The sequence below is a fragment of the Bradyrhizobium sp. 170 genome (genome assembly GCF_023101085.1).
GTDB lineage: Bacteria > Pseudomonadota > Alphaproteobacteria > Rhizobiales > Xanthobacteraceae > Bradyrhizobium.
The window spans coordinates 4,958,167-4,978,102 of sequence record NZ_CP064703.1; the positions used below are offsets into that span (position 1 = coordinate 4,958,167).

Genomic DNA, 19,936 nt, shown 5'->3' on the forward strand with positions numbered 1-19,936 from the left:
CGCGTGGACGCACCTGGCTACGTGCCGATGAGTCCACGCCTTGAATGCCTCTGGACTACACGTCCCCGTAAGCCGGCTCATTCGGCCGCGGCCCGCGGCCATAACCGGCGATCATGAACAGTGCGCCGATGAGCGACAGGTTCTTCAAGGCGTCGATCAGCATCTTTTCATTTTGAGGCGCCGGCTGGTTCCAGAAATCGTGAAAGTAGAAGGTCGTCGCGATGACGAAGAAGATCAGCAGGATCGCGAAGAAGCGCGCGCCGAAATTGACCGCGATCATCAGGCCGGCGAGGATCTCGAAGCCGCCGACGCTCCACGCCAGTAGTTGCGGCATCGGCATGCCCGTCATGGTTTCGAGCTGCGAGGTATAGGGCGCAAGCATCGCCGGGATGGTCACCTTGGTCGCGATGAAGTCTGCCGTCGTCTGTATAGCGAAGAGCTTGGTCGCTCCCGTGTACATGAAGAGTACGGCGAACAGGACTCGCCCGAAGGTAACTAACGCTGGCATGGGATCGGCCTCACTGAATGGCATGCAAAGATAGCAGGCGGCGCGAAACGATTATGGGCGTTTCGCCTCCGCTTTTCAAACGCTCAAATCGAAACCGTCCGCGCAGGAGCCTGCGCTGGACCTAACCAGACCTACTGATAGAAGCAGAACCAAGGCCCTTTTTTGGCCATGGCGCTTTCGAGCGCGGATACATTCCGCGCAGGGAAAACGCGTTCCGATTCAATCAGAACCCCGCGCTATCCAAACAACGTCGGCTGCTGGCGGCCGGCACGCTCCTGGGCTTCGACGGCGGCAACCGCAGTCATGTTGAGGACGCCGCGCGCCGTCACCCCCGGGGTGAGGATATGCGCCGGACGCGCCGGCCCGATCAGGATCGGCCCGACCGGCAGCGCATCCGCCAGCGTCTTGATCATCTGGTAGGCGACGTTGGCGGTGTCGAGGTTCGGCATGATCAGGATGTTGGCATCGCCTTCCAGGTTGGAATGCGGCAGCACGAGCTTGCGCGCCGCGGCCGAGAGCGCGGTATCGCCCTGCATCTCGCCGTCGGCCTCGATCTCCGGATGCTTTTCCTTCAGCAGCGCGGTGGCGCGGCGCATCTTGCGCGAGGAATCCGTATCATAACTGCCGAAGTCGGAATGTGACACGAAGGCGACGCGCGGCTTCATGTTGAACCGCTGCACATGGATTGCCGCCAGCGACGCCACCTCCGCGAGTTCCTCGGCGCTCGGATTGGGCCGCACCTGCGTATCGGCGATGAAATAGGAACCCTTGCTGGTGATCATCATCGCCAGCGCCGCGAAATCGCTGACGCCGGGCAGGAAGCCGATGATCTCGCGGACATGGCGCAGATGGCTCATATAGCGGCCTTCGACGCCGCAGATCATGGCATCGGCTTCGCCGCGCACCACCGCAAGCGCTGCGATCACGGTGTTGTTGGTGCGAACCACGGTGCGCGCGGCCTCAGGCGTGACGCCGCGCCTTCCGGCCATGTCGATATAGGTCTGCACATAGGAACGATAGCGCGGATCGTCCTCGGGATTGACGAGATCAAAATCCTGCCCGGCCTTGATCGAGAGGCCGAACCGCTTGATCCGCGCCTCGACGACGGAGGGACGCCCGACCAGGATCGGCCGCGCCAGTTTCTCTTCCAGAACGACCTGCGTGGCGCGCAGCACACGCTGGTCCTCGCCCTCGGCGTAGATCACGCGAACCGGCTGGGTCTTGGCCTTGGCAAACACCGGCTTCATCACGAGGCCGGAGCGGAAGGCAAAGCGTTCCAGGAGCGCTTTATATTCCTCGAAATTCTTGATCGGGCGCGTGGCCACGCCGGAGTCCATCGCGGCCTTCGCCACCGCCGGCGCGATGCGCAGGATCAGCCGCGGATCGAACGGGCTCGGGATCAGCGAGCCCGGGCCGAATCCTTGCGTCTCGCCGCTGTCAAAACCCTGGGCCACTGCATCCGACGGCGGATCGCGCGCGAGCTGCGCAATCGCGTCGACCGCGGCGTGCTTCATTTCCTCGTTGATCCCGGTGGCGCCGACGTCGAGCGCGCCGCGGAAGATGAACGGGAAACACAGGACGTTGTTGACCTGGTTCGGGAAGTCGGAGCGCCCGGTGCAGATCATAGCGTCGGGGCGCGCCTTGCGCGCCTCGTCCGGCATGATTTCCGGGTTCGGATTGGCCAGCGCCATCACCAGCGGCTGGTCCGCCATCGACTTGACCATGTCAGGCGTCAATACGTTGGGCGCGGACAAGCCTAAGAAAATATCCGCGCCGCCGATCACATCCGCCAGCACGCGGGCATTGGTCTTCTGCGCATAGACCGCCTTCCAGCGGTCCATCAGCGTATTGCGGCCCTCATGCACCACGCCGTCGATGTCGCAGACCCAGATGTTCTTGCGCTGCGCGCCCAGCGAGACCAGGAGATTCAGGCACGCGATCGCCGCTGCACCGGCGCCCGAACAGACGATCTTCACATCCGGCAGCTTCTTGCCGTTCAGCAGCAGCGCATTGACGATGGCGGCTCCGACGATGATGGCGGTGCCATGCTGGTCGTCGTGGAACACCGGGATCTTCATGCGCGCCTTGAGCTGGGCCTCGATCTCGAAGCATTCCGGTCCCTTGATGTCCTCGAGATTGATGCCACCGAAGGTCGGTTCCAGCGCCGCCACCGTCTCGACCACGCGCTCGATGGTGTCGGCAGCGATTTCGATGTCGAAGACGTCGATCCCGGCGAATTTCTTGAACAGGACCGCCTTGCCTTCCATGACGGGCTTGGAGGCCAGCGGGCCGATATTGCCAAGCCCCAACACCGCGGTACCGTTGGAGACCACGGCGACCAGATTGGCCCGGGAAGTCAGCGACGCCGCTTCGGCGGGATTGTTGGCGATTTCGGTGCAGGCCGCAGCGACACCCGGCGAATAGGCCAGCGCGAGGTCGCGCTGGTTGGCGAGCGGTTTGGTGGCCTGGATCTCGAGTTTACCCGGGCGCGGCAGCCGGTGATACGCAAGCGCCGCGGAGCGGAGATCTTCAGAATAGGACGACATGCACTCCCCCACGGGCTTTCTCGACCCCGAATTACTTCCGGCGGCCGGTCTTCATTCGAACCGTTAGTTTTGCGGCAGATTGAGCCGGATGTGAAGCACGGGCAACCGCTTGGATGCAACATCCGAAAGCGTCCCCATCAACAGGGGGCATCGACGGAAAGCGCCAAAGCCGGTAGCATATTTTCCTCCCTACCCCATCCCCTTGACCGACATATGGCAATTTTGCCTCCCGCGAATGTCGGCGTCCGGAGCACAACTAATGGTAAAGACACTGATGGGCTTGGCCGCCGTGGTCGTGATCGCGGTGGGCGGCTTCTTCGGCTTCGAGTTTTATACGCAGCACCGGATTGCCGGCGAAGTCGAGGCCGCGTTCGAGCAGATCAGAGCCGGCGGCGGCAAGGCAAGCCACGGCAAGGTGTCGTTCGACCTGCGCAGCCGTACCGTCCGGATTGCCGACATCGCGACTGAATCGGCCACGCAGCCTCCCGTGAGCGTCAAGATTGCCGGTGTGACGGCGGCAGGTGTCAGCCAGCCCGATACCGCGCGTTTTTCGGCTGACAGCATTGAGGCCACCGGCACGGAGGTCAGCGTCGACATCGCTGGTCCGACTGGCGGGCGCGTCACCTACAAGACGCCGCAGATCGTCGTGAAAGACTATTCCGGCCCCGCCAGCCTGCCGGTACGGCCTGCTTCGGCCTCCCTCGTCGAGGCGTATCGGTCCGCGCTGGAGCAGTTTGCCACCGTCTCCGCATCTTCAATTACGGCGCCCACCATGGTGGGTACCATCAATAACTTCGGCACGGTTACGTCGGCTGATTTCACCTATACGGGCATTGCGCTGCGGGAGATCAGGAACGGCAAGATCGCGTCCATGCAGATCGAGCATAACGCTTTCACCGCCAACACCCAACAGGCGGGCAAGGCCGACAAATTGAGCGGCGAAATCGTCAATTTCGCTTCGCGGGATTTCGATGCCGCCGCCATTGCCGCCATCCTCGATCCGCAAAAGGCGAACGACGACAAATACTACCGCGTCTACGGTCAAACGACGGCTGGGCCCTACACCATTACGTCGGGGCAAGGCTTGCGCATGCGCATCGACGGGATGACCGTCGACGATATCAGCGTGCGGCCGTCGCGCCTGCAACTCCCGGCCCTGCTCGCGCTGATGCCGGCGGCCGGCGCCACTCCGACGCCGGCACAGGCGCGCGAGATGATGGACAAGATGGCGAATATCTATGAGGGCATGCGGGTCGGAACAGCCGAGATGCGCGACATCTCGGCGGACACGCCGGAGGGCCCGTTCAAGCTCGCCGCGGTCAGGTTCAATCTGGAAAACGGCAAGGTCGGCGAATTCGCGATTGAAGGACTCGATGGACGCTCGCCGAAGGGGCCCGTCAAGGTCGGACGCTTCGCGCTCAAATCCCTCGATATCGCTGGTCTGCTGCGAATGGTGGCGCAATTCTCCAACCCGGGACAACCGCCGTCACCCGACAAGGCGCTGGCGCTGATTCCGCTGATCGAGGGCGTCGAACTCAAGGGCCTCATGGCGCCGTTCAAGAACACGGGCAAGCCGGTCAACATCGATGCTTTCAGCCTGGACTGGGGCCAGTTCGTCGGTCCGATCCCGAGCAAGGCACGACTGACGATGAAAATGTCGGCCCCGTTCGATGCGAGCGATCCCGGACAGAAGGTGCTGGTTGCAGGCGGCCTGGACAGGGCGGCGGTCGACCTCGATCTCGGCGCAGCCTGGACGGAAGCCTCCGGCGCATTCGCGCTGGAGCCAGTGGCACTCGAAATCGGCGGCCTCCTGAAGGCATCGGCGCGGGTTTCGCTCGCCAATGTGCCAAAGGGGGTATTCTCGGCCGACCCGGCCAAGGCGATAGCCGCGGCGGCGCAACTCGAAGCTGGCGCTGTCGAACTCACGGTACGCGATACCGGCGGCGTCGATCTCGCGTTCGCGCAATATGCCCGGACGCTGGCCGTCAGTCGCGATGCCGCACGGCGGAGGTTTGTCGATGAAATGAGGGCCAACGGCGAAAAAGCAGCGGCCGACAATCCTGACATGGTGGCTGCCGTGCATGCGCTGGCCCGCTTTCTCGAGGGCCCGGGGCAAACGCTGATCATCAAGCTGACACCGCGCGCCAAAGTGCCGGCGCTGCAGCTCATCCAGCTGTTGAAGACTGATCCGGTCATTGCGCTGTCGCAATTCCGGATCGAGACTTCGACGGGACTGTGAGCTACCGCGAGTCCTATGTCTTGTCCGGCAAATTGAGCCGGACATGGAGCTCGCGGAGCTGCTTGGTCGTGACCTCCGATGGCGCGCCCATCAGCAGGTCCACGGCCTGCTGGTTCATCGGGAACAGCGAGATTTCACGCAGGTTCGTGGTGCCGCATAGCAGCATCACGATGCGGTCGACGCCGGCCGCCATGCCGCCATGCGGCGGGGCGCCGTACTGGAACGCGCGATACATGCCGCCGAAACGCTCGACGACATCCTTCTCGCCATAGCCCGCGATCTCGAACGCCTTCACCATCGCCTCGGGGCGGTGGTTACGAATACCGCCGGAAGCGATCTCGTAGCCGTTGCAGGTGATGTCGTACTGGAACGCCTTGATAGTCAGCGGATCCTGCCCGTTGAGCGCATCGAGGCCGCCCTGCGGCATCGAGAACGGGTTGTGCGAGAAATCGACCTTCTTGTCTTCCTCGTTGTACTCGTACATCGGGAAGTCGACGACCCAGGCGAGTTCGAACCGATCCTTGTCGATCAGGTTCAATTCCTCACCGAGCTTGGTGCGGGCCAACCCTGAAAACTTCCAGAATTTTTCCGGATCGCCTGCGACGAAGAAAGCCGCATCGCCCTCCTTCAAGCCGAGTTGCGTGCGGATCGCAGCCGTCCGCTCCGCGCCGATGTTGTTGGCCAAGGGACCCGCGCCCTCGCCGCCTTCGCGCCACATGATGTAGCCGAGGCCAGGCTGGCCTTCGCCTTGCGCCCACGAATTCATGCGGTCGCAGAACGCGCGTGATCCACCGCCCGTGCCCGGGATCGCCCAGACCTGGTTCTTCGGATCTTCCAGCATCCGCGCGAACACCTTGAAGCCGGAGCCGCGGAAGTGCTCGGAGACGTCCTGCATGATGATCGGGTTACGCAGGTCGGGCTTGTCGCTGCCGTATTTCTTCAGCGCTTCGGCGAACGGAATGCGCGGCCAGCCTTTTGTCACCGGCTTGCCCTTGGCGAAATCCTCGAACACGCCCGTGATGACAGGCTCCATCGCCGCAAAAACATCTTCTTGCGTGACAAAGCTCATCTCGACGTCGAGCTGATAAAACTCGCCCGGCAGGCGGTCGGCGCGCGGGTCCTCGTCGCGGAAGCATGGCGCGATCTGGAAGTAGCGGTCGAAGCCACTCATCATCAGGAGCTGCTTGTACTGCTGCGGCGCCTGCGGCAGCGCGTAGAATTTTCCGGGATGGATGCGTGACGGCACCAGAAAATCCCGCGCTCCTTCCGGCGAGGACGCCGTCAGGATCGGGGTCTGGAACTCGAAGAAGCCCTGCTCCTTCATCCGCTTGCGCATGGAATCGACGATCGCGCCGCGGGTCATGATGTTCTGGTGCAGCTTCTCGCGACGGAGGTCGAGGAAACGGTACTTAAGCCTGATGTCTTCAGGATATTCCTGCTCGCCGAACACCGGCAGCGGCAGCTCGGCCGCTGGTCCCAGCACCTCGATCTCGCTGACATAGACTTCGACCATGCCAGTCGGCAGTTCCGGATTGTCGGTGCCTTCGGGGCGGCGGCGAAGCTTGCCGTCGATCCGCACCACCCATTCCGAGCGGAACTTTTCGACGTCCTTGAACGCCGGCGAATCCGGGTCGGCCACGCATTGGGTCAGCCCGTAATGATCGCGCAGATCGATGAACAGCACGCCGCCATGGTCGCGGATGCGATGGCACCAGCCGGAAAGGCGGATGGTTTGGCCGATGTCGCTCTCGCGGAGCGCACCGCATGTATGTGACCGGTAGCGATGCATGGAATTCCCAAAAACAGATGTCGGAGGTCAGAATCGGGGCCAAAGGCCGCGCGAATTGCGGGAGGGTTTACCCGACGGCGCGAGGTGCGGCAACCAATGGCGGGGCTTGTTTTGGGCCCGAAACGCGAGATTTCCGCCCGCACCGGCCCGAACTGTTTGCCTATTCCGTGCCCGCGCCTATCTTTGGGTCATGACCGTCCATTTCCCGTTCCAAAACACCTATTCGGCGCTGCCGGCGAGCTTTTTCGCCCGCGTGGCCCCTACCCCGGTCGCCGCCCCGCGGCTGATCAAGTTGAACCGGGCCCTGGCCGTCCATCTCGGGCTTGATCCCGACGTGCTGGCGACCCCGGAAGGGGCGGAAATCCTCGCCGGAAAACGGCTGCCCGACGGCGCCGACCCGATCGCGATGGCCTATGCCGGCCACCAGTTCGGGCAGTTTGTGCCCCAGCTCGGCGACGGCCGCGCTATCCTGCTCGGCGAGGTCATCGACAAGGACGGCATCCGCCGCGATATCCAGCTCAAGGGAAGCGGGCCTACGCCATTCTCGCGCCGGGGCGACGGCCGCGCCGCGCTCGGCCCGGTCTTGCGCGAATACATCGTCAGCGAGGCGATGTTTGCATTAGGCATCCCCACCACCCGCTCACTGGCCGCCGTGACCTCCGGCGAGAACGTGATGCGCGAGACCATGCTGCCCGGCGCGGTGCTCACCCGCGTTGCCGCAAGCCATATCCGCGTCGGCACCTTCCAGTTCTTCGCCGCGCGCGGTGACACCGATGGCGTGCGCCAACTCGCCGACCACGTCATCGCCAGGCATTACCCGGACATCGCCAAGGCCGAGCGCCCCTATCACGCGCTGCTCGAAGGCGTCGTCGCCCGCCAGGCCGATCTGGTCGCGCGCTGGCTCCTGGTCGGCTTCATCCACGGCGTCATGAACACCGACAACACGTCCATATCGGGCGAGACCATCGATTACGGCCCCTGCGCGTTCATGGACGAATACAACCCGGCGCAGGTGTTCTCCTCGATCGACGAAATGGGCCGCTACGCCTACGCCAACCAGCCGCGCATCGCGCTGTGGAATCTGACGCGGCTCGCCGAATGCCTGCTGCCGCTGTTTTCGGACGAGCAGGACAAGGCGATCGAACAGGCGCAATTCATCCTCGGCGAATTCGCCGAGAAATTCACCGCCGCCTATCAGTCAGGCCTGCGCAAAAAGATCGGCTTGTTCACCGCGCGCGACGGCGACGAAGCTCTGGTGCAGGACCTTTTGGATGCGATGGCGAAGAACCAGGCCGACTTCACCCTCACCTTCCGCCGCCTGAGCGATGCCGCTGCGGGTGCCGACAACGACAGCGTCAGGGCTCAGTTCACCGATCCCACAGCCTTCGACGAATGGGCCGCGCGATGGCGCCAGCGCCTCGCGGACGAGTCGCAATCCGCCGCCGAGCGACAGGCCGCAATGCGCGCGGTCAACCCGGCCTTCATCCCGCGCAACCACCGCGTCGAAGCCGTGATCGCGGCGGCCGTGAACAACGACTACGCGCCGTTCGAGGAATTGCTGACGGTGCTGTCGATGCCGTTCGAGGACCAGCCGACGTACGCGGCCTACACAGAGCCGCCGCTGCCGGAACAGCGCGTGCTGCAGACGTTTTGCGGGACGTGAGTCACTAACCCTTCCACGTCGAGCGTAGCGAAGCAATCCATGCCGCCCAGGAGGTGAAGTGTGGATTGCTTCGTCCGCTTCGCTCCTCGCAATGACGTTTTGGGGTGTCTCCCGGTCCCGTTAACCGCAATCCTTAAGCGCCCGTCCACCATCCGCGCATGCGCACCTCGCCAAGTTCCTCAGATTAAGAAACGGTCAACGCGCTCCCCGCAATTCTATTGGTTTACTCGGGGAGAATTGCCGTGGACGCCTTTGCCTTCGAATTCATGGGAATGGTGATGATTGGGCTCTGTCTCGTCGTGCTCGCGATCCCGTCAGGCCGTCGACGGTCGCGGCGCGTCCGGTACGAGTAGCCCTGCCTCCGTACCCAAAAAGGCTTGCAATCCCGTGTGCGGCGCCTGGCGATTGGTCGCCGGCCGCCTCCGGAAACCGGATGTCCGGGCGCCTGACCGAAAATCGCCCCCACGCGCGCCTGCCGCCTATGGCAATCCGCCCGCCAAACGACGCAAAAAAGCCGTGCTCAGGCTCAAATGCAGCGCTCAAATCCCGCCCAACACCCTTGACATATCAGCGTTTTCGGCAGAACGCCTGTCCGACGCGTCATGGATTGTTCATGGATCTGATTACCACCACTTCCGACCTCGCCGCTGCCTGCTCCCGGCTCGCCCAGCACAAGGTCATCACCGTCGACACCGAGTTCCTGCGGGAGACGACCTACTATCCCCTGCTCTGCGTCGTGCAGATGGCGAGCGCGGACGAGGCCGTCGTGATCGACACGCTGGCGCCCGGCATCGACCTCAAGCCGTTCTTCGAACTGATGGGCAACGAGGCGGTGCTGAAGGTGTTTCACGCCGCCCGCCAGGACATCGAAATCGTCTGGCACCAGTCCGGCACCATTCCGCACCCGATCTTCGATACCCAGGTCGCGGCCATGGTGCTGGGTTATGGCGACAGCATCGCCTATGACCAGCTCGTCGAGCGCGTCACCGGTCACCGGCCGGACAAGACCCATCGCTTCACCGACTGGTCGCGCCGGCCGCTGACGCCGGAGCAGATGCATTACGCGGTCTCCGACGTCACCCATTTGCGCGACGTGTTTGCGGCGCTCGATGCCGACCTGAAGAAGCGCGGCCGCAGCGACTGGGTCAGCGAGGAGATGGAAGTCCTGACCTCGCCCCGGACCTACGATTTCCACCCGGAGCGCGCCTGGGAGCGGCTCAAGACACGCGTGCGCAAGCCGAAGGAGCTCGCGGTGCTGATGGAAGTCGCGGCCTGGCGCGAGCAGGAAGCGCAAAGCCGCGACGTGCCGCGCTCGCGCGTGCTGAAGGACGATGCGGTCGGCGACATCGCCACCCACGCCCCGACCTCACTGGAGCGCCTCGCCAGCCTGCGCTCGCTGCCAAAAGGTTTTGACCGCTCCAAATGGGGCACCGACATCATCGCCGCCGTGCAGCGCGGCCTCGCCCGCGATCCGCATACCCTGCCGAAGATCGAAAAGCCGCGCGGCAATTCGAATGGCGCTGCGACAGTCGAGCTCCTGAAAGTGCTGCTGCGGATGACGTCGGAACGCCACGCCGTCGCCAGCAAGGTCATTGCCACCGTCGACGATCTCGACCAGATCGCCGCCGACGACCAGGCCGACGTCGCCGCGCTCCACGGCTGGCGCCGCGAATTGTTCGGCGAAGCAGCCCTGGCGCTGAAACACGGCCGGCTGGCGCTCGCGATCGAAAAAGGCCGCGTCGTCAGGGTGGATCGGGCGTAGGGCGCCCCCCTTACCTCGCCCCGCTTGCGGGGAGAGGTCGGATCGCTCTCGCGATCCGGGTGAGGGGGTACAGGTCGATCAACGAACACCACCTTCGCGGATAGAGCCCCTCACCCCAACCCTCTCCCCGCAAGAGCGGGGCGAGGGAGCAAACTACCACTTGAACTCCAGCCCCACGGTGCCCTGATGCGACTGCATCGCGGCGCGTAATTTGGCGTCGTAATTGACGTAGAGCCGCGCGGTATTGGTGAGGCTCAGCGATGCGGACGCGCCGGTATCGAGGCCGTACCGGCTCTCGCCGATACCCTGGAACGTAATGCTCTGCACGCCCTGGCTGACGGTGATGTCGGAGAAATTCTGCACGACATTGTCGACGAACTTGCCGTAGCCCGACAGGTCGAAAATCTTGCCGTCGAATATCCAGTAATGGCCGAGCTCCGCGCCGATCAAGAGACGCCCGCGCTGCACGGTCGCGCCCGTCGCCGTCACGGGATCGAGGCCGCCGATCTCCTGCAGCGAGCCGGTCTGGGCGCGGACATATTCGAACGCGGCCTTGGGCACGATGCGGCCCTGGTCCCTGGTCCAGTAATAGCTGATCTCGCTCAGGACGCCGTCAAGCTTCGCGCTGTATCCGGCGGTCGCAATTCCAAGCCCGGTGTCGCGGAGCGAATTGATGTTGCCGAAACCGTGCACCACCGCGCTGGCCCAGGTCCACGGCCCGCTGTCGACAGAGGCCGTGAAACCGATCTGGGTCAGGTCGATCGTCGCCGATTGCAGCGCCAGCGGAATATCGATCGCGGAGCGGCTCTGGTCGACGGAAAAGCCGATATTGATGCCCGGCGCCACCCGCGCGCCGATCCCGGCCACACCGCCCCAGGTCTTTCTGCTATCGCCGACGAAATCGCCGATCGCGCCGGTCTTCATATGGTTCCCGTAGCCTTCGAACCAGGTCCGGTAGCGTGGCGCTTCGGTGTTCTCGGAGGCACCGCCGCCGCCCGGATTGGTCCGCTGCAGGCGATTGAAGCCGTTGCTCGACTGGTTGCCCAGCCGTTCCAGGAAATTGCTGCCGAGATTGGTCACCGCCGCGCCCGACGACACCGTCGAATTAATCACCGTAGGCGTCGGACTGGGCGTCGGTGAAGGCGTGGGGGTCGGGGTGGGTGTCGGCGTTGGCGATTGCGCCTGCGCGGCAGACATGATGCCGATGAGAACAAACGCAATCGCGACCAGTCGCGCGAGCGCGCCACCGGTCCCGATTTTTCGCGCTCGCCAAAGCCGCGATGAGCAGCGCATGCAATCCATTCCCAAAGGCAAAAGCGCCGGCCCGAAAAATGCGCAAATCCCGATCAACCGGAGCGATTTGCCCCCAGTTCGCCGGAGGGGTCAATCGGTTAGCCCCCCGGCGTGCCGCCGAATACGCATCATTGTTGTTCGGCTGCCACAGCTCGCGCGACACTGCGACCACGTTTCCGGCAGTCGTCAAACCTTGCGAACGCCCTGCCCCGACATTCAGGCCGCCGCTTGGCAACCCGCGATCTCGCCGAGCTCCGGATAGAATCGCGCAGTCATCCGCCCGACATACCGCCGCAAATTGTCATGGCTTGCGGCCGCCCGCTGCAAATCCGATTCGAACACCGGACAAATCGCACTGACCGCGAAGGCGAACATCGTGGCGTCGATGCCAGCGGGCGCGGTGCCCATGAAGAACGGCTTGTCGCCGAGATAGGCCGCCATCGCATCGATCGAGCGAATTCCGATCGCGGTGATCTCGTCGGCGGAGTGACGGCCGATTCCCTGGCCCTGCAACGTCTTGCGCAGGCGGCGGCGGATCATCGACACGACGACGGGCCGGACCGGCGCAGGCACGCCTTTGAAGAAATTGACCGGTCCTTTGCGGAAATTGTCGTCGATCATCCAGCGGAAATAGACGCTGGCCCAGTATAAATTATCCTCCGCCATCTTCTCGAACGCCCAGGCGATGGCGAGCTGCTCGGCGCTCAGGCCCTGGTCGAAATCGATGCCGTATTTCTTCTCGAGGTGCCAGCGGATCAGGGTGGAGTCGCCGAGCAGCTGGCCGTCGTCCTCGATGTAGGGAATCTTGCCCTTGGGCGCCTTCGAAAAGCTCATCAGCGCCTTTTCGAACGGGAGTTTCGACATCCGCAACAAGGTCTCGGCCTTGGTCACGAACGGGCTTGCGTCGGGAAGGCCGAAATTGGGCCCGGAGCCATAGAGCGTGATCATGGAACCTCGATGGATTTTGCGGAGCGCGATTGCCACGCTCGTTCGCACACGAGCGGATAGTATCAGATCGTCCGCGGCGAAATCAGGGTGCCGTCGCGATCGGCCCCGTCAACGAACTTGCAGATGTCGCCTTCGAGTTGAAGCTTGCCGCTCGCAAGCAACCGCAGCGCCTCCGGGTAGATGCGATGCTCGATGCCGAGGATGCGCTGCGACAGCGTCTCGGCCGTGTCGTCATCGGCCACCGTGACCGCACCCTGCATGATGATCGGGCCGGCGTCGGTTTCGGGGATCACGAAGTGCACGGTCGCACCCGAGATCTTGACCCCGGCCTGCAACGCCTGGCCATGTGGATCGAGGCCGGGAAAGGACGGCAGCAGCGCAGGGTGGATGTTGAGCATCTTGCCGTACCAGCGCTGCACGAATTCGGCGGTAAACAGCCGCATGAATCCGCCAAGACAAATCAGTTCGACCTTCTTTTCCTCCAGTGCCCGCTGCAGGACGGCTTCGAAGCCGGCGCGATCCTTGCCGAACGGTTTGCTCTCGATGACGGTCGTCGTGATGCCGCTCGCGGCCGCCTTCTCCAGCCCGAGGGCATCGGCCCGGTTGGAGATGACGGCGACGATCTCGGCCGGAAAATCCGCTGCCTTCGCCGCATCGATCAGCGCGGCCATGTTCGATCCGCGCCCCGAGATCAGTATGGCGACACGGCGTTTCATTGCGAAAGATCAAGGTGACCGTTGTAGACCACGCGATGTTCACCCGCAGCCGGGATCACTTCGCCGAGCAAGGCGACGGTCTCGCCGCTTGCGGTCAAAATTTCCGTCACCTGCTCGACCGCATCCGGCTTGACGATCGCGATCATGCCGATGCCGCAGTTGAAGGTGCGCAACAATTCGAGTTCCGCGATGCCGCCCTGCGCCGCCAGCCACTTGAACACCGGCAGCACCGGCAGCCGCGCCAGATCGATGCCGACGCCGAGATGCTTTGGCAGCACGCGCGGAATGTTGTCGGTGAAGCCGCCGCCGGTGATATGCGCGAGCCCCTTGATGGCGCCGGTCTCGCGGATCGCACGCAGGCAGGATTTTACATAGAGCCGCGTCGGCGCCAGCAGCGCGCCGCCGAGCGTCATGACCGGCGAGAACGGCGCCGGCGCGTCGAAAGCCACGCGGGATTGCTCGACGATCTTGCGGACCAGCGAAAAACCGTTGGAGTGCACCCCCGACGAGGCCAATCCGATCACCGCGTCGCCCACGGCGATATCCCCGCTCGGCAGCAGCGTGCCGCGCTCGGCGGCCCCCACCGCAAAGCCCGCGAGGTCGTAGTCGCCGTCCTTGTAGAGCCCCGGCATCTCGGCGGTTTCGCCGCCGATCAGGGCGCAGCCGGATTCCCGGCACCCCTCGGCGACGCCGGCCACGATGGCTGCGGCCGCCTCGGGGTCGAGCTTGCCGCAGGCAAAATAGTCGAGGAAGAACAGCGGTTCCGCGCCCTGCACCACGAGGTCGTTGACCGACATCGCTACCAGGTCGATGCCGATGCCGCCGTGCAGACCGGTCTCGATCGCGATCTTGACCTTGGTGCCGACGCCGTCGGTCGCCGCCACCAGCACCGGGTCCTTGAAACCCGCCGCCTTGAGGTCGAACAGACCGCCGAATCCGCCGATTTCAGCGTCCGCGCCCGCCCGGGCGGTGGCGCGGACCATCGGCTTGATGAGATCGACCAGGCGGTTGCCCGCATCGATATCGACGCCCGAATCGGCGTAAGTGAGCCCGTTTTTGCGGTCAATCATGCCCAAATTCCAGTATGATGACGGCTGGTTACGAGGAATTCCGCAATCCTGCAATGGCTCGCAACCGCTTGGCGCATATACTATGTAGATAAGGACCGGCAGAACCCGCCAGGGGCCGGATTTTAGGCCGGGAGCCGGGAAGCGACCGAGTTGAGTATTCCGAATATCATTACGCTGGGCCGCATCATTCTGGTGCCGGTCATCGTCTGGGCGATCGTTTCCAGCCAGATGGAGATTGCGTTCGCGATCTTCGTGATTGCTGGCGTCAGCGACGCTGTCGATGGCTTTCTGGCCAAACGCTTCAACATGCAGAGCGAACTGGGCGCCCTGCTCGATCCGCTCGCCGACAAGGCGCTGCTGGTCTCGATCTATGTCGCGCTCGGCATCTGGGGCGCGGTTCCGCGCTGGATCGTCATCCTCGTGGTGTCGCGCGACATCATGATCGTCACGGCCGTGATCGTGTCATGGCTGTTCGACAAGCCGATTCCGATGAAACCGCTGATGGTGTCGAAGCTCAACACGGTGGCGCAGGTGGCGTTCGCCGCGCTGGTGCTGGCTTCGCTCGGTTTCAATTTCAAGCCGGCGCCCTATGACGTGATCCTGATGGGTTTTGTTACGGTCTTTACTTTGGTTTCCGTCTCGCTCTATCTCGTCGAGTGGGTGCGGCACATGAGCACGATCGAAGCGCGCTAACCGTCCTTTTTGTTTTGACGCGTTTTCTTCACGCCAACCGGTTCCCACTTCGCTTGAAAGCGCTATGAAGGCTGTAATATCCCGGCCTGGAGATTTGCGTGGCAGTCCGCGTTCAACCCCGTCAGCTTGCCTTTGCGCTGCCGCATGCGGAGAGCCTGACCCGCGACAATTTCCTCGAAGGGCCAGCCAATGAAGCCGCGCTTTCGCTGATCGAAAGCTGGCCGGACTGGCCGAACCGCATCATGCTGCTGGTAGGACCGGAGGGCTCCGGCAAGAGCCATCTCGCCGCGATCTGGGCCGAACAGGCCGGCGCGCGCGCGACATCGGCGCACGCGCTTGACCCCGCTGCCGTCCCCGGCGCGCTCGCCACCGGCGCGCTGGTGGTTGAAGACCTGAGACCCGCCGACTTCGATGAACGCGCGATGTTTCACCTCCTGAACCTGGCGCGCGAGGACGAGGCCTTCGTCCTGATCACGGGCCGCGTTCCGCCGGCGGCGTTCGAGGTCGAACTGCGCGATCTCAGGTCACGGCTGCGCGCCGCCCCTGTCGTGTCGCTATCGCCGCCCGACGACCTGTTGTTTCGCGGCCTGATCGTCAAGTTCTGCGCTGACCGGCAGTTGAGCATCGACGAGACCGTCGTGAGCTACCTCGCCACCCGGATCGAGCGCTCCTATTCCGCCGCCCGCCAGGCGGTCGACCTCCTGGATACCGAGGCGCTGCGGCTCGGCCGGCCGGTGACCCGGGCGTTGGCCGCGGAACTGCTGCGCAACGCCTGATCGGACAGCTGCGTGCTGCTTCCTGCCGCCTTGACGCCGACTGTGGGCGGAACATCAATGTCATTGAAACGTCATCGGCGTATCACATGGTGTAGGTGGCATCCCCCTTGAACCAGCCCATGCCTTCCCGAGATGGATTAAAGCCTTATGGAATCGGCACAAGTCATTGAAATAAAAGAAAAAGAACCAGTTGCCGAGGCTCCCCCCACGATTGTCACGAGCCCGGAACGATTCATCAATCGGGAGCTGTCCTGGCTGCATTTCAACCGCCGGGTGCTCGAGGAGTCGGTCAATCCTGGTCATCCCGTGCTGGAACGGGTCCGATTCCTATCGATTTCCGCCAATAACCTTGATGAGTTCTTCATGGTCCGCGTCGCCGGCATCAAGGCGCAGGTCCGTGAAGGCATCGCCGAACGCAGCCCCGATGGCCTGACGCCGGCCGAGCAGCTCACCCTCATCAACAAGACGGTTTCGGAACTCGCCTCCGACCAGCAGGCGATCTGGCGCGATCTGCGCGCCACCCTGTCGGACGCCGGCATCATTCTGGTCGACGGCCACGACTTCACCAAGGCGGAGCGCGGCTGGCTCGAGGACCACTTCCTGCGCAACATCTTCCCGCTGCTGACGCCGCTGGCGATCGATCCCGCGCACCCGTTCCCGTTCATCCCGAGCCTCGGCTTCACCATCGCGCTGCAGTTGGCGCGGGTGTCCGACGGCAAGCCGATGAACGCGCTGATCCGCATGCCCGGCAAGATCGACCGGTTCATCCGCATGCCTCACAAGGACGGCGCGGTGCACCTGATCCCCCTCGAGCAGGCTACCGGCCTGTTCATCGGGCGACTATTTCCCGGCTACACCGTCAAGGGCCAGGGCGCCTTCCGCATCATCCGAGACTCCGAACTCGAAATCGAGGAAGAAGCCGAAGATCTGGTTCGCCTGTTCGAGACCGCGCTGAAGCGGCGGCGACGGGGTTCGGTGATCCGGCTCGAGATGGAAGCCAAGATGCCGGAAGCGCTGTGCGCCTTCGTGCGGCAGGCGCTTTCGGCGGCCGACGATGAGGTGTTTCTGGTCGACGGTGTGCTGGCCATGAATGAGCTCTCGCAGCTCACCCGGCTCGACCGCCCCGACCTCGAATTCACGCCCTATGTGCCGCGCCACCCCGAACGGGTGCGCGACCACGGCGGCGACATCTTCGCCGCGATCCGGCAAAAGGACCTCATCGTCCACCATCCTTACGAATCCTTCGACGTCGTCGTGCAGTTCCTGCAGCAGGCCGCCCGCGATCCCGATGTCGTCGCCATCAAGCAGACGCTCTACCGCACCTCGAACAATTCGCCGATCGTGCGCACGCTTGCCGAAGCAGCCGAGGCCGGCAAATCGGTGACCGCGCTGATCGAGTTGAAGGCGCGGTTCGACGAGGAAGCCAATATCCGCTGGGCGCGCGACCTCGAACGCGCCGGCGTGCAGGTGGTGTACGGCTTTCTCGAACTGAAGACCCACGCCAAGCTGTCGATGGTGGTGCGGCGCGAGGGCGGCAATCTCACGACCTATGTGCATACCGGGACCGGCAATTATCATCCGGTCACTGCGCGCATCTATACCGATCTCTCATACTTTACCTCGGACCCGATCATCGGCCGCGACGCGGCGCGGGTGTTCAACTACATCACCGGCTATGCCGAGCCGAGCGACATCGAGCGGATGGCGGTGTCGCCGCTGACGCTGCGCAAGCGCATCATCGAACACATCAAGGGCGAGACCAATCACAGCAGGCACGGCAAGCCGGGCGTGATCTGGATGAAGATGAACTCGCTGGTCGATCCTGACGTCATCGACGCGCTGTACGAGGCCTCGCAGGCCGGCGTGTCGATCGAACTGGTGGTGCGCGGCATCTGCTGCCTCCGCCCGGGCATTCCCGGCCTTTCCGAGAACATCCGGGTCAAATCCATCATCGGCCGCTTCCTCGAGCACGGCCGCGTCTACTGCTTTGGTATGGGTCATGGCCTGCCCGGCCCGAAGGCGGCTGTGTATATCTCGTCCGCCGACATGATGCCGCGGAACCTCGACCGCCGCGTCGAAATCCTCTGTCCATTGCAAAATCCCACGGTACATCAGCAGGTTCTCGAACAGATCATGGTCGCGAACCTGAAGGATACCGAGCAGAGCTGGCAGTTGTTGCCGGACGGGTCCTCAACGCGTATGAAGGCCGCGAAAGGCGAAGAGCCATTCAATCTGCACAACTATTTCATGACCAATCCGAGTCTGTCAGGCCGTGGAAAGTCTCTCAAGGAATCTTCGCCGCGCCGCCTCACGCGCCGTAACGAGCGTCAGCAATCGTCATAAGGGAGCGCCGCTGTGAAGCGGCCGCGCAAGCGCGCTTCCAGCGTCGCCGTCATCGACATCGGTTCGAACTCGGTTCGTCTCGTCGTCTATGAGACGATGGCACGCAGCCTCGTCACCATCTTCAACGAGAAGGCGCTGTGCGGGCTCGGCCGCGAGGTGCAGAGCACCGGTCTCTTGGCCGAGGACGCAGTTGCCAAGGCGCTGACGGCGCTCCGGCGATTCCGGGCGCTGTGTCGCATCCAGCAGGTGGGGCGCGTCTTCGCCATCGCCACTGCCGCCTGCCGCGACGCCAGGAACGGTCCCGACTTCATCGCCAAAGCCGAGCGCATCTGCGGCGCGGAGATTCAAATCCTGTCGGGGCCGCGCGAGGCGAAGCTTTCCGCGCTCGGCGTCGTCTCCGGCATCCACAATCCCGACGGCATTGTCGGCGATCTCGGCGGCGGCTCGCTCGAACTGATCGACGTGCAGAAAAACCGCGTCAGCAGCGGCATTACGCTGCCGCTCGGAAGCCTGGCGCTGCAGGACCTGTCGGACAAATCGCTCAAGCGCGCCGAGCGCATCGTCAGCAGCGACCTGTCCGGCGTGGCCCAGCTCAAGGCCGGCAGCGGCCGCACCTTCTACGCGGTCGGCGGCACCTGGCGCGCGCTGGCGCGCATCCACATCGTCCAGAGCGGCTATCCGCTGCGGGTGATGCACGGCTATGAGTTGCCGGCAGCCGACGCGCTGGATTTCGCGCGGCGCCTGCGCCGGCTCGCGGCGGCCAACATGCTCGCCGATATCGAGGTGGTCGCCGACGCCCGGCGCCCGCTCCTCACCTATGCGGCGCTGGTGCTCGAATACATCATCCGCGTCGGCAAGCCGAAGACGATCGTGTTTTCGACCTTCGGCGTGCGCGAGGGCCTGCTCTACGAGATGCTGCCGCCGCAGGAACGCGCCAAGGACGGCTTCATCTGCGCCGCCCAAACCCTGAACGGGCTGCTGTCGCGCTCCGCGCGCCACGCCGAGGAACTGGTCGCATGGACCGATCGGCTGGTGCGGGTCGTGAAGCTGCGCGAGACCGAGGAAGACCGCCGCCTGCGCCACGCCGCCTGTCTGCTGTCCGATGTCGGCTGGCGCGTGCATCCCGACCACCGCGGCGAAGAAACGCTGAGCCTGATCACCAACGGCAATTTCGGCTCGATCAGCCATCAGGGCCGCGCCTTTGTCGCGCTGTCGGTGTTCTACCGCTACGCAGGCCTCAGCGAAGAAAACGAACCGCCGACACGAATCCGCGAGCTGGTGCCGCCGGCGATGGACGAGCGCGCCCGCATCCTCGGCGCGGCCTTCCGCGTCGCGCATCTGATTTCGGCGGCGCGCACCGGCGTGTTGCCCGCAACGCATTTCCGCAGCGGCAGCCGCAAGCTGATGCTGGTGTTCGAACACCGCATGGTCGACCTCGTCGCCGACCGCGTCGGCAGCCGCTTCAAGCAACTGGCACGGCTGGTCGGGCGCGCCGGCTCGATCGTGCGGAAGTGATATTTCGTCCCTACGCCGCGCGCCATCATTCCGCCGGCGCCCCCGCAACTTAAAGGATGCCGCGCGTCCGCGTGA

General features: G+C 63.9%; 14 protein-coding genes. 7 read left to right on the forward strand and 7 right to left on the reverse strand.

Annotation, left to right across the window (positions count from 1 at the left end; all coding sequences use genetic code 11):
- Positions 1–55: 55 nt before the first annotated feature.
- A complete protein-coding gene (locus IVB05_RS23185) occupies positions 56–508 on the reverse strand; it encodes a DoxX family protein (RefSeq protein ID WP_247778227.1) in 453 nt (150 codons plus the stop codon).
- Positions 509–744: 236 nt separating this feature from the next.
- Positions 745–3,054 (reverse strand): NADP-dependent malic enzyme, encoded by a 2,310-nt coding sequence (locus IVB05_RS23190; protein ID WP_247778228.1) that lies wholly within the window; start codon positions 3,052–3,054, stop codon positions 745–747.
- 259 nt (positions 3,055–3,313) lie between these two features.
- On the opposite strand from IVB05_RS23190, the gene IVB05_RS23195 reads away from it, so the two are divergent.
- Positions 3,314–5,293 (forward strand): hypothetical protein, encoded by a 1,980-nt coding sequence (locus IVB05_RS23195; RefSeq protein WP_247778229.1) that lies wholly within the window; start codon positions 3,314–3,316, stop codon positions 5,291–5,293.
- Between the two features lie 13 nt (positions 5,294–5,306).
- Here IVB05_RS23195 and aspS read toward each other — a convergent pair whose 3' ends face one another.
- Complete coding sequence (gene aspS, locus IVB05_RS23200) at positions 5,307–7,082, reverse strand: aspartate--tRNA ligase (protein ID WP_247778230.1); 1,776 nt, start codon at positions 7,080–7,082, stop codon at positions 5,307–5,309.
- Between the two features lie 190 nt (positions 7,083–7,272).
- On the opposite strand from aspS, the gene IVB05_RS23205 reads away from it, so the two are divergent.
- The gene (locus IVB05_RS23205) at positions 7,273–8,745 is read left to right on the forward strand and encodes a protein adenylyltransferase SelO (protein ID WP_247778231.1); all 1,473 of its coding nucleotides are present in this window, start codon (positions 7,273–7,275) and stop codon (positions 8,743–8,745) included.
- A gap of 613 nt (positions 8,746–9,358) precedes the next feature.
- The gene (rnd, locus tag IVB05_RS23210) at positions 9,359–10,507 is read left to right on the forward strand and encodes a ribonuclease D (RefSeq protein WP_247778232.1); all 1,149 of its coding nucleotides are present in this window, start codon (positions 9,359–9,361) and stop codon (positions 10,505–10,507) included.
- Positions 10,508–10,660: 153 nt separating this feature from the next.
- Here the strand turns inward: rnd and IVB05_RS23215 are convergent, their stop codons facing one another.
- From IVB05_RS23215 to purM, 4 genes are all read right to left on the reverse strand, one after another.
- The gene (locus IVB05_RS23215; RefSeq protein WP_247778233.1) at positions 10,661–11,800 is read right to left on the reverse strand and encodes an autotransporter outer membrane beta-barrel domain-containing protein; all 1,140 of its coding nucleotides are present in this window, start codon (positions 11,798–11,800) and stop codon (positions 10,661–10,663) included.
- 216 nt (positions 11,801–12,016) lie between these two features.
- Complete coding sequence (locus IVB05_RS23220; protein WP_247778234.1) at positions 12,017–12,748, reverse strand: glutathione S-transferase family protein; 732 nt, start codon at positions 12,746–12,748, stop codon at positions 12,017–12,019.
- A 62-nt stretch (positions 12,749–12,810) separates the two neighbouring features.
- Positions 12,811–13,464, reverse strand: a complete 654-nt coding sequence (gene purN, locus IVB05_RS23225) for a phosphoribosylglycinamide formyltransferase (RefSeq protein WP_247778235.1) — start codon at positions 13,462–13,464, stop codon at positions 12,811–12,813.
- Positions 13,461–14,534 carry a phosphoribosylformylglycinamidine cyclo-ligase gene (purM, locus tag IVB05_RS23230; RefSeq protein ID WP_247778236.1) on the reverse strand — a complete coding sequence of 358 codons (1,074 nt, stop codon included), beginning with the start codon at positions 14,532–14,534 and terminating at the stop codon, positions 13,461–13,463. The genes purN and purM overlap by 4 nt, the downstream gene beginning before the upstream one ends.
- Before the next feature lie 150 nt (positions 14,535–14,684).
- Here purM and IVB05_RS23235 point away from each other — a divergent pair, with 150 nt between their 5' ends.
- The 4 genes from IVB05_RS23235 to ppx all read left to right on the forward strand — a co-directional run bounded on the left by IVB05_RS23235 (position 14,685) and on the right by ppx (position 19,861).
- On the forward strand, positions 14,685–15,227 hold the full coding sequence (locus tag IVB05_RS23235; protein WP_108519281.1) for a CDP-alcohol phosphatidyltransferase family protein: 543 nt from the start codon (positions 14,685–14,687) through the stop codon (positions 15,225–15,227).
- A gap of 98 nt (positions 15,228–15,325) precedes the next feature.
- Positions 15,326–16,003 (forward strand): DnaA/Hda family protein, encoded by a 678-nt coding sequence (locus IVB05_RS23240; RefSeq protein ID WP_247778237.1) that lies wholly within the window; start codon positions 15,326–15,328, stop codon positions 16,001–16,003.
- 147 nt (positions 16,004–16,150) lie between these two features.
- Positions 16,151–18,346, forward strand: a complete 2,196-nt coding sequence (locus IVB05_RS23245) for an RNA degradosome polyphosphate kinase (protein ID WP_247778238.1) — start codon at positions 16,151–16,153, stop codon at positions 18,344–18,346.
- A gap of 12 nt (positions 18,347–18,358) precedes the next feature.
- Positions 18,359–19,861, forward strand: a complete 1,503-nt coding sequence (gene ppx, locus IVB05_RS23250; protein ID WP_247778239.1) for an exopolyphosphatase — start codon at positions 18,359–18,361, stop codon at positions 19,859–19,861.
- Positions 19,862–19,936: the final 75 nt, after the last annotated feature.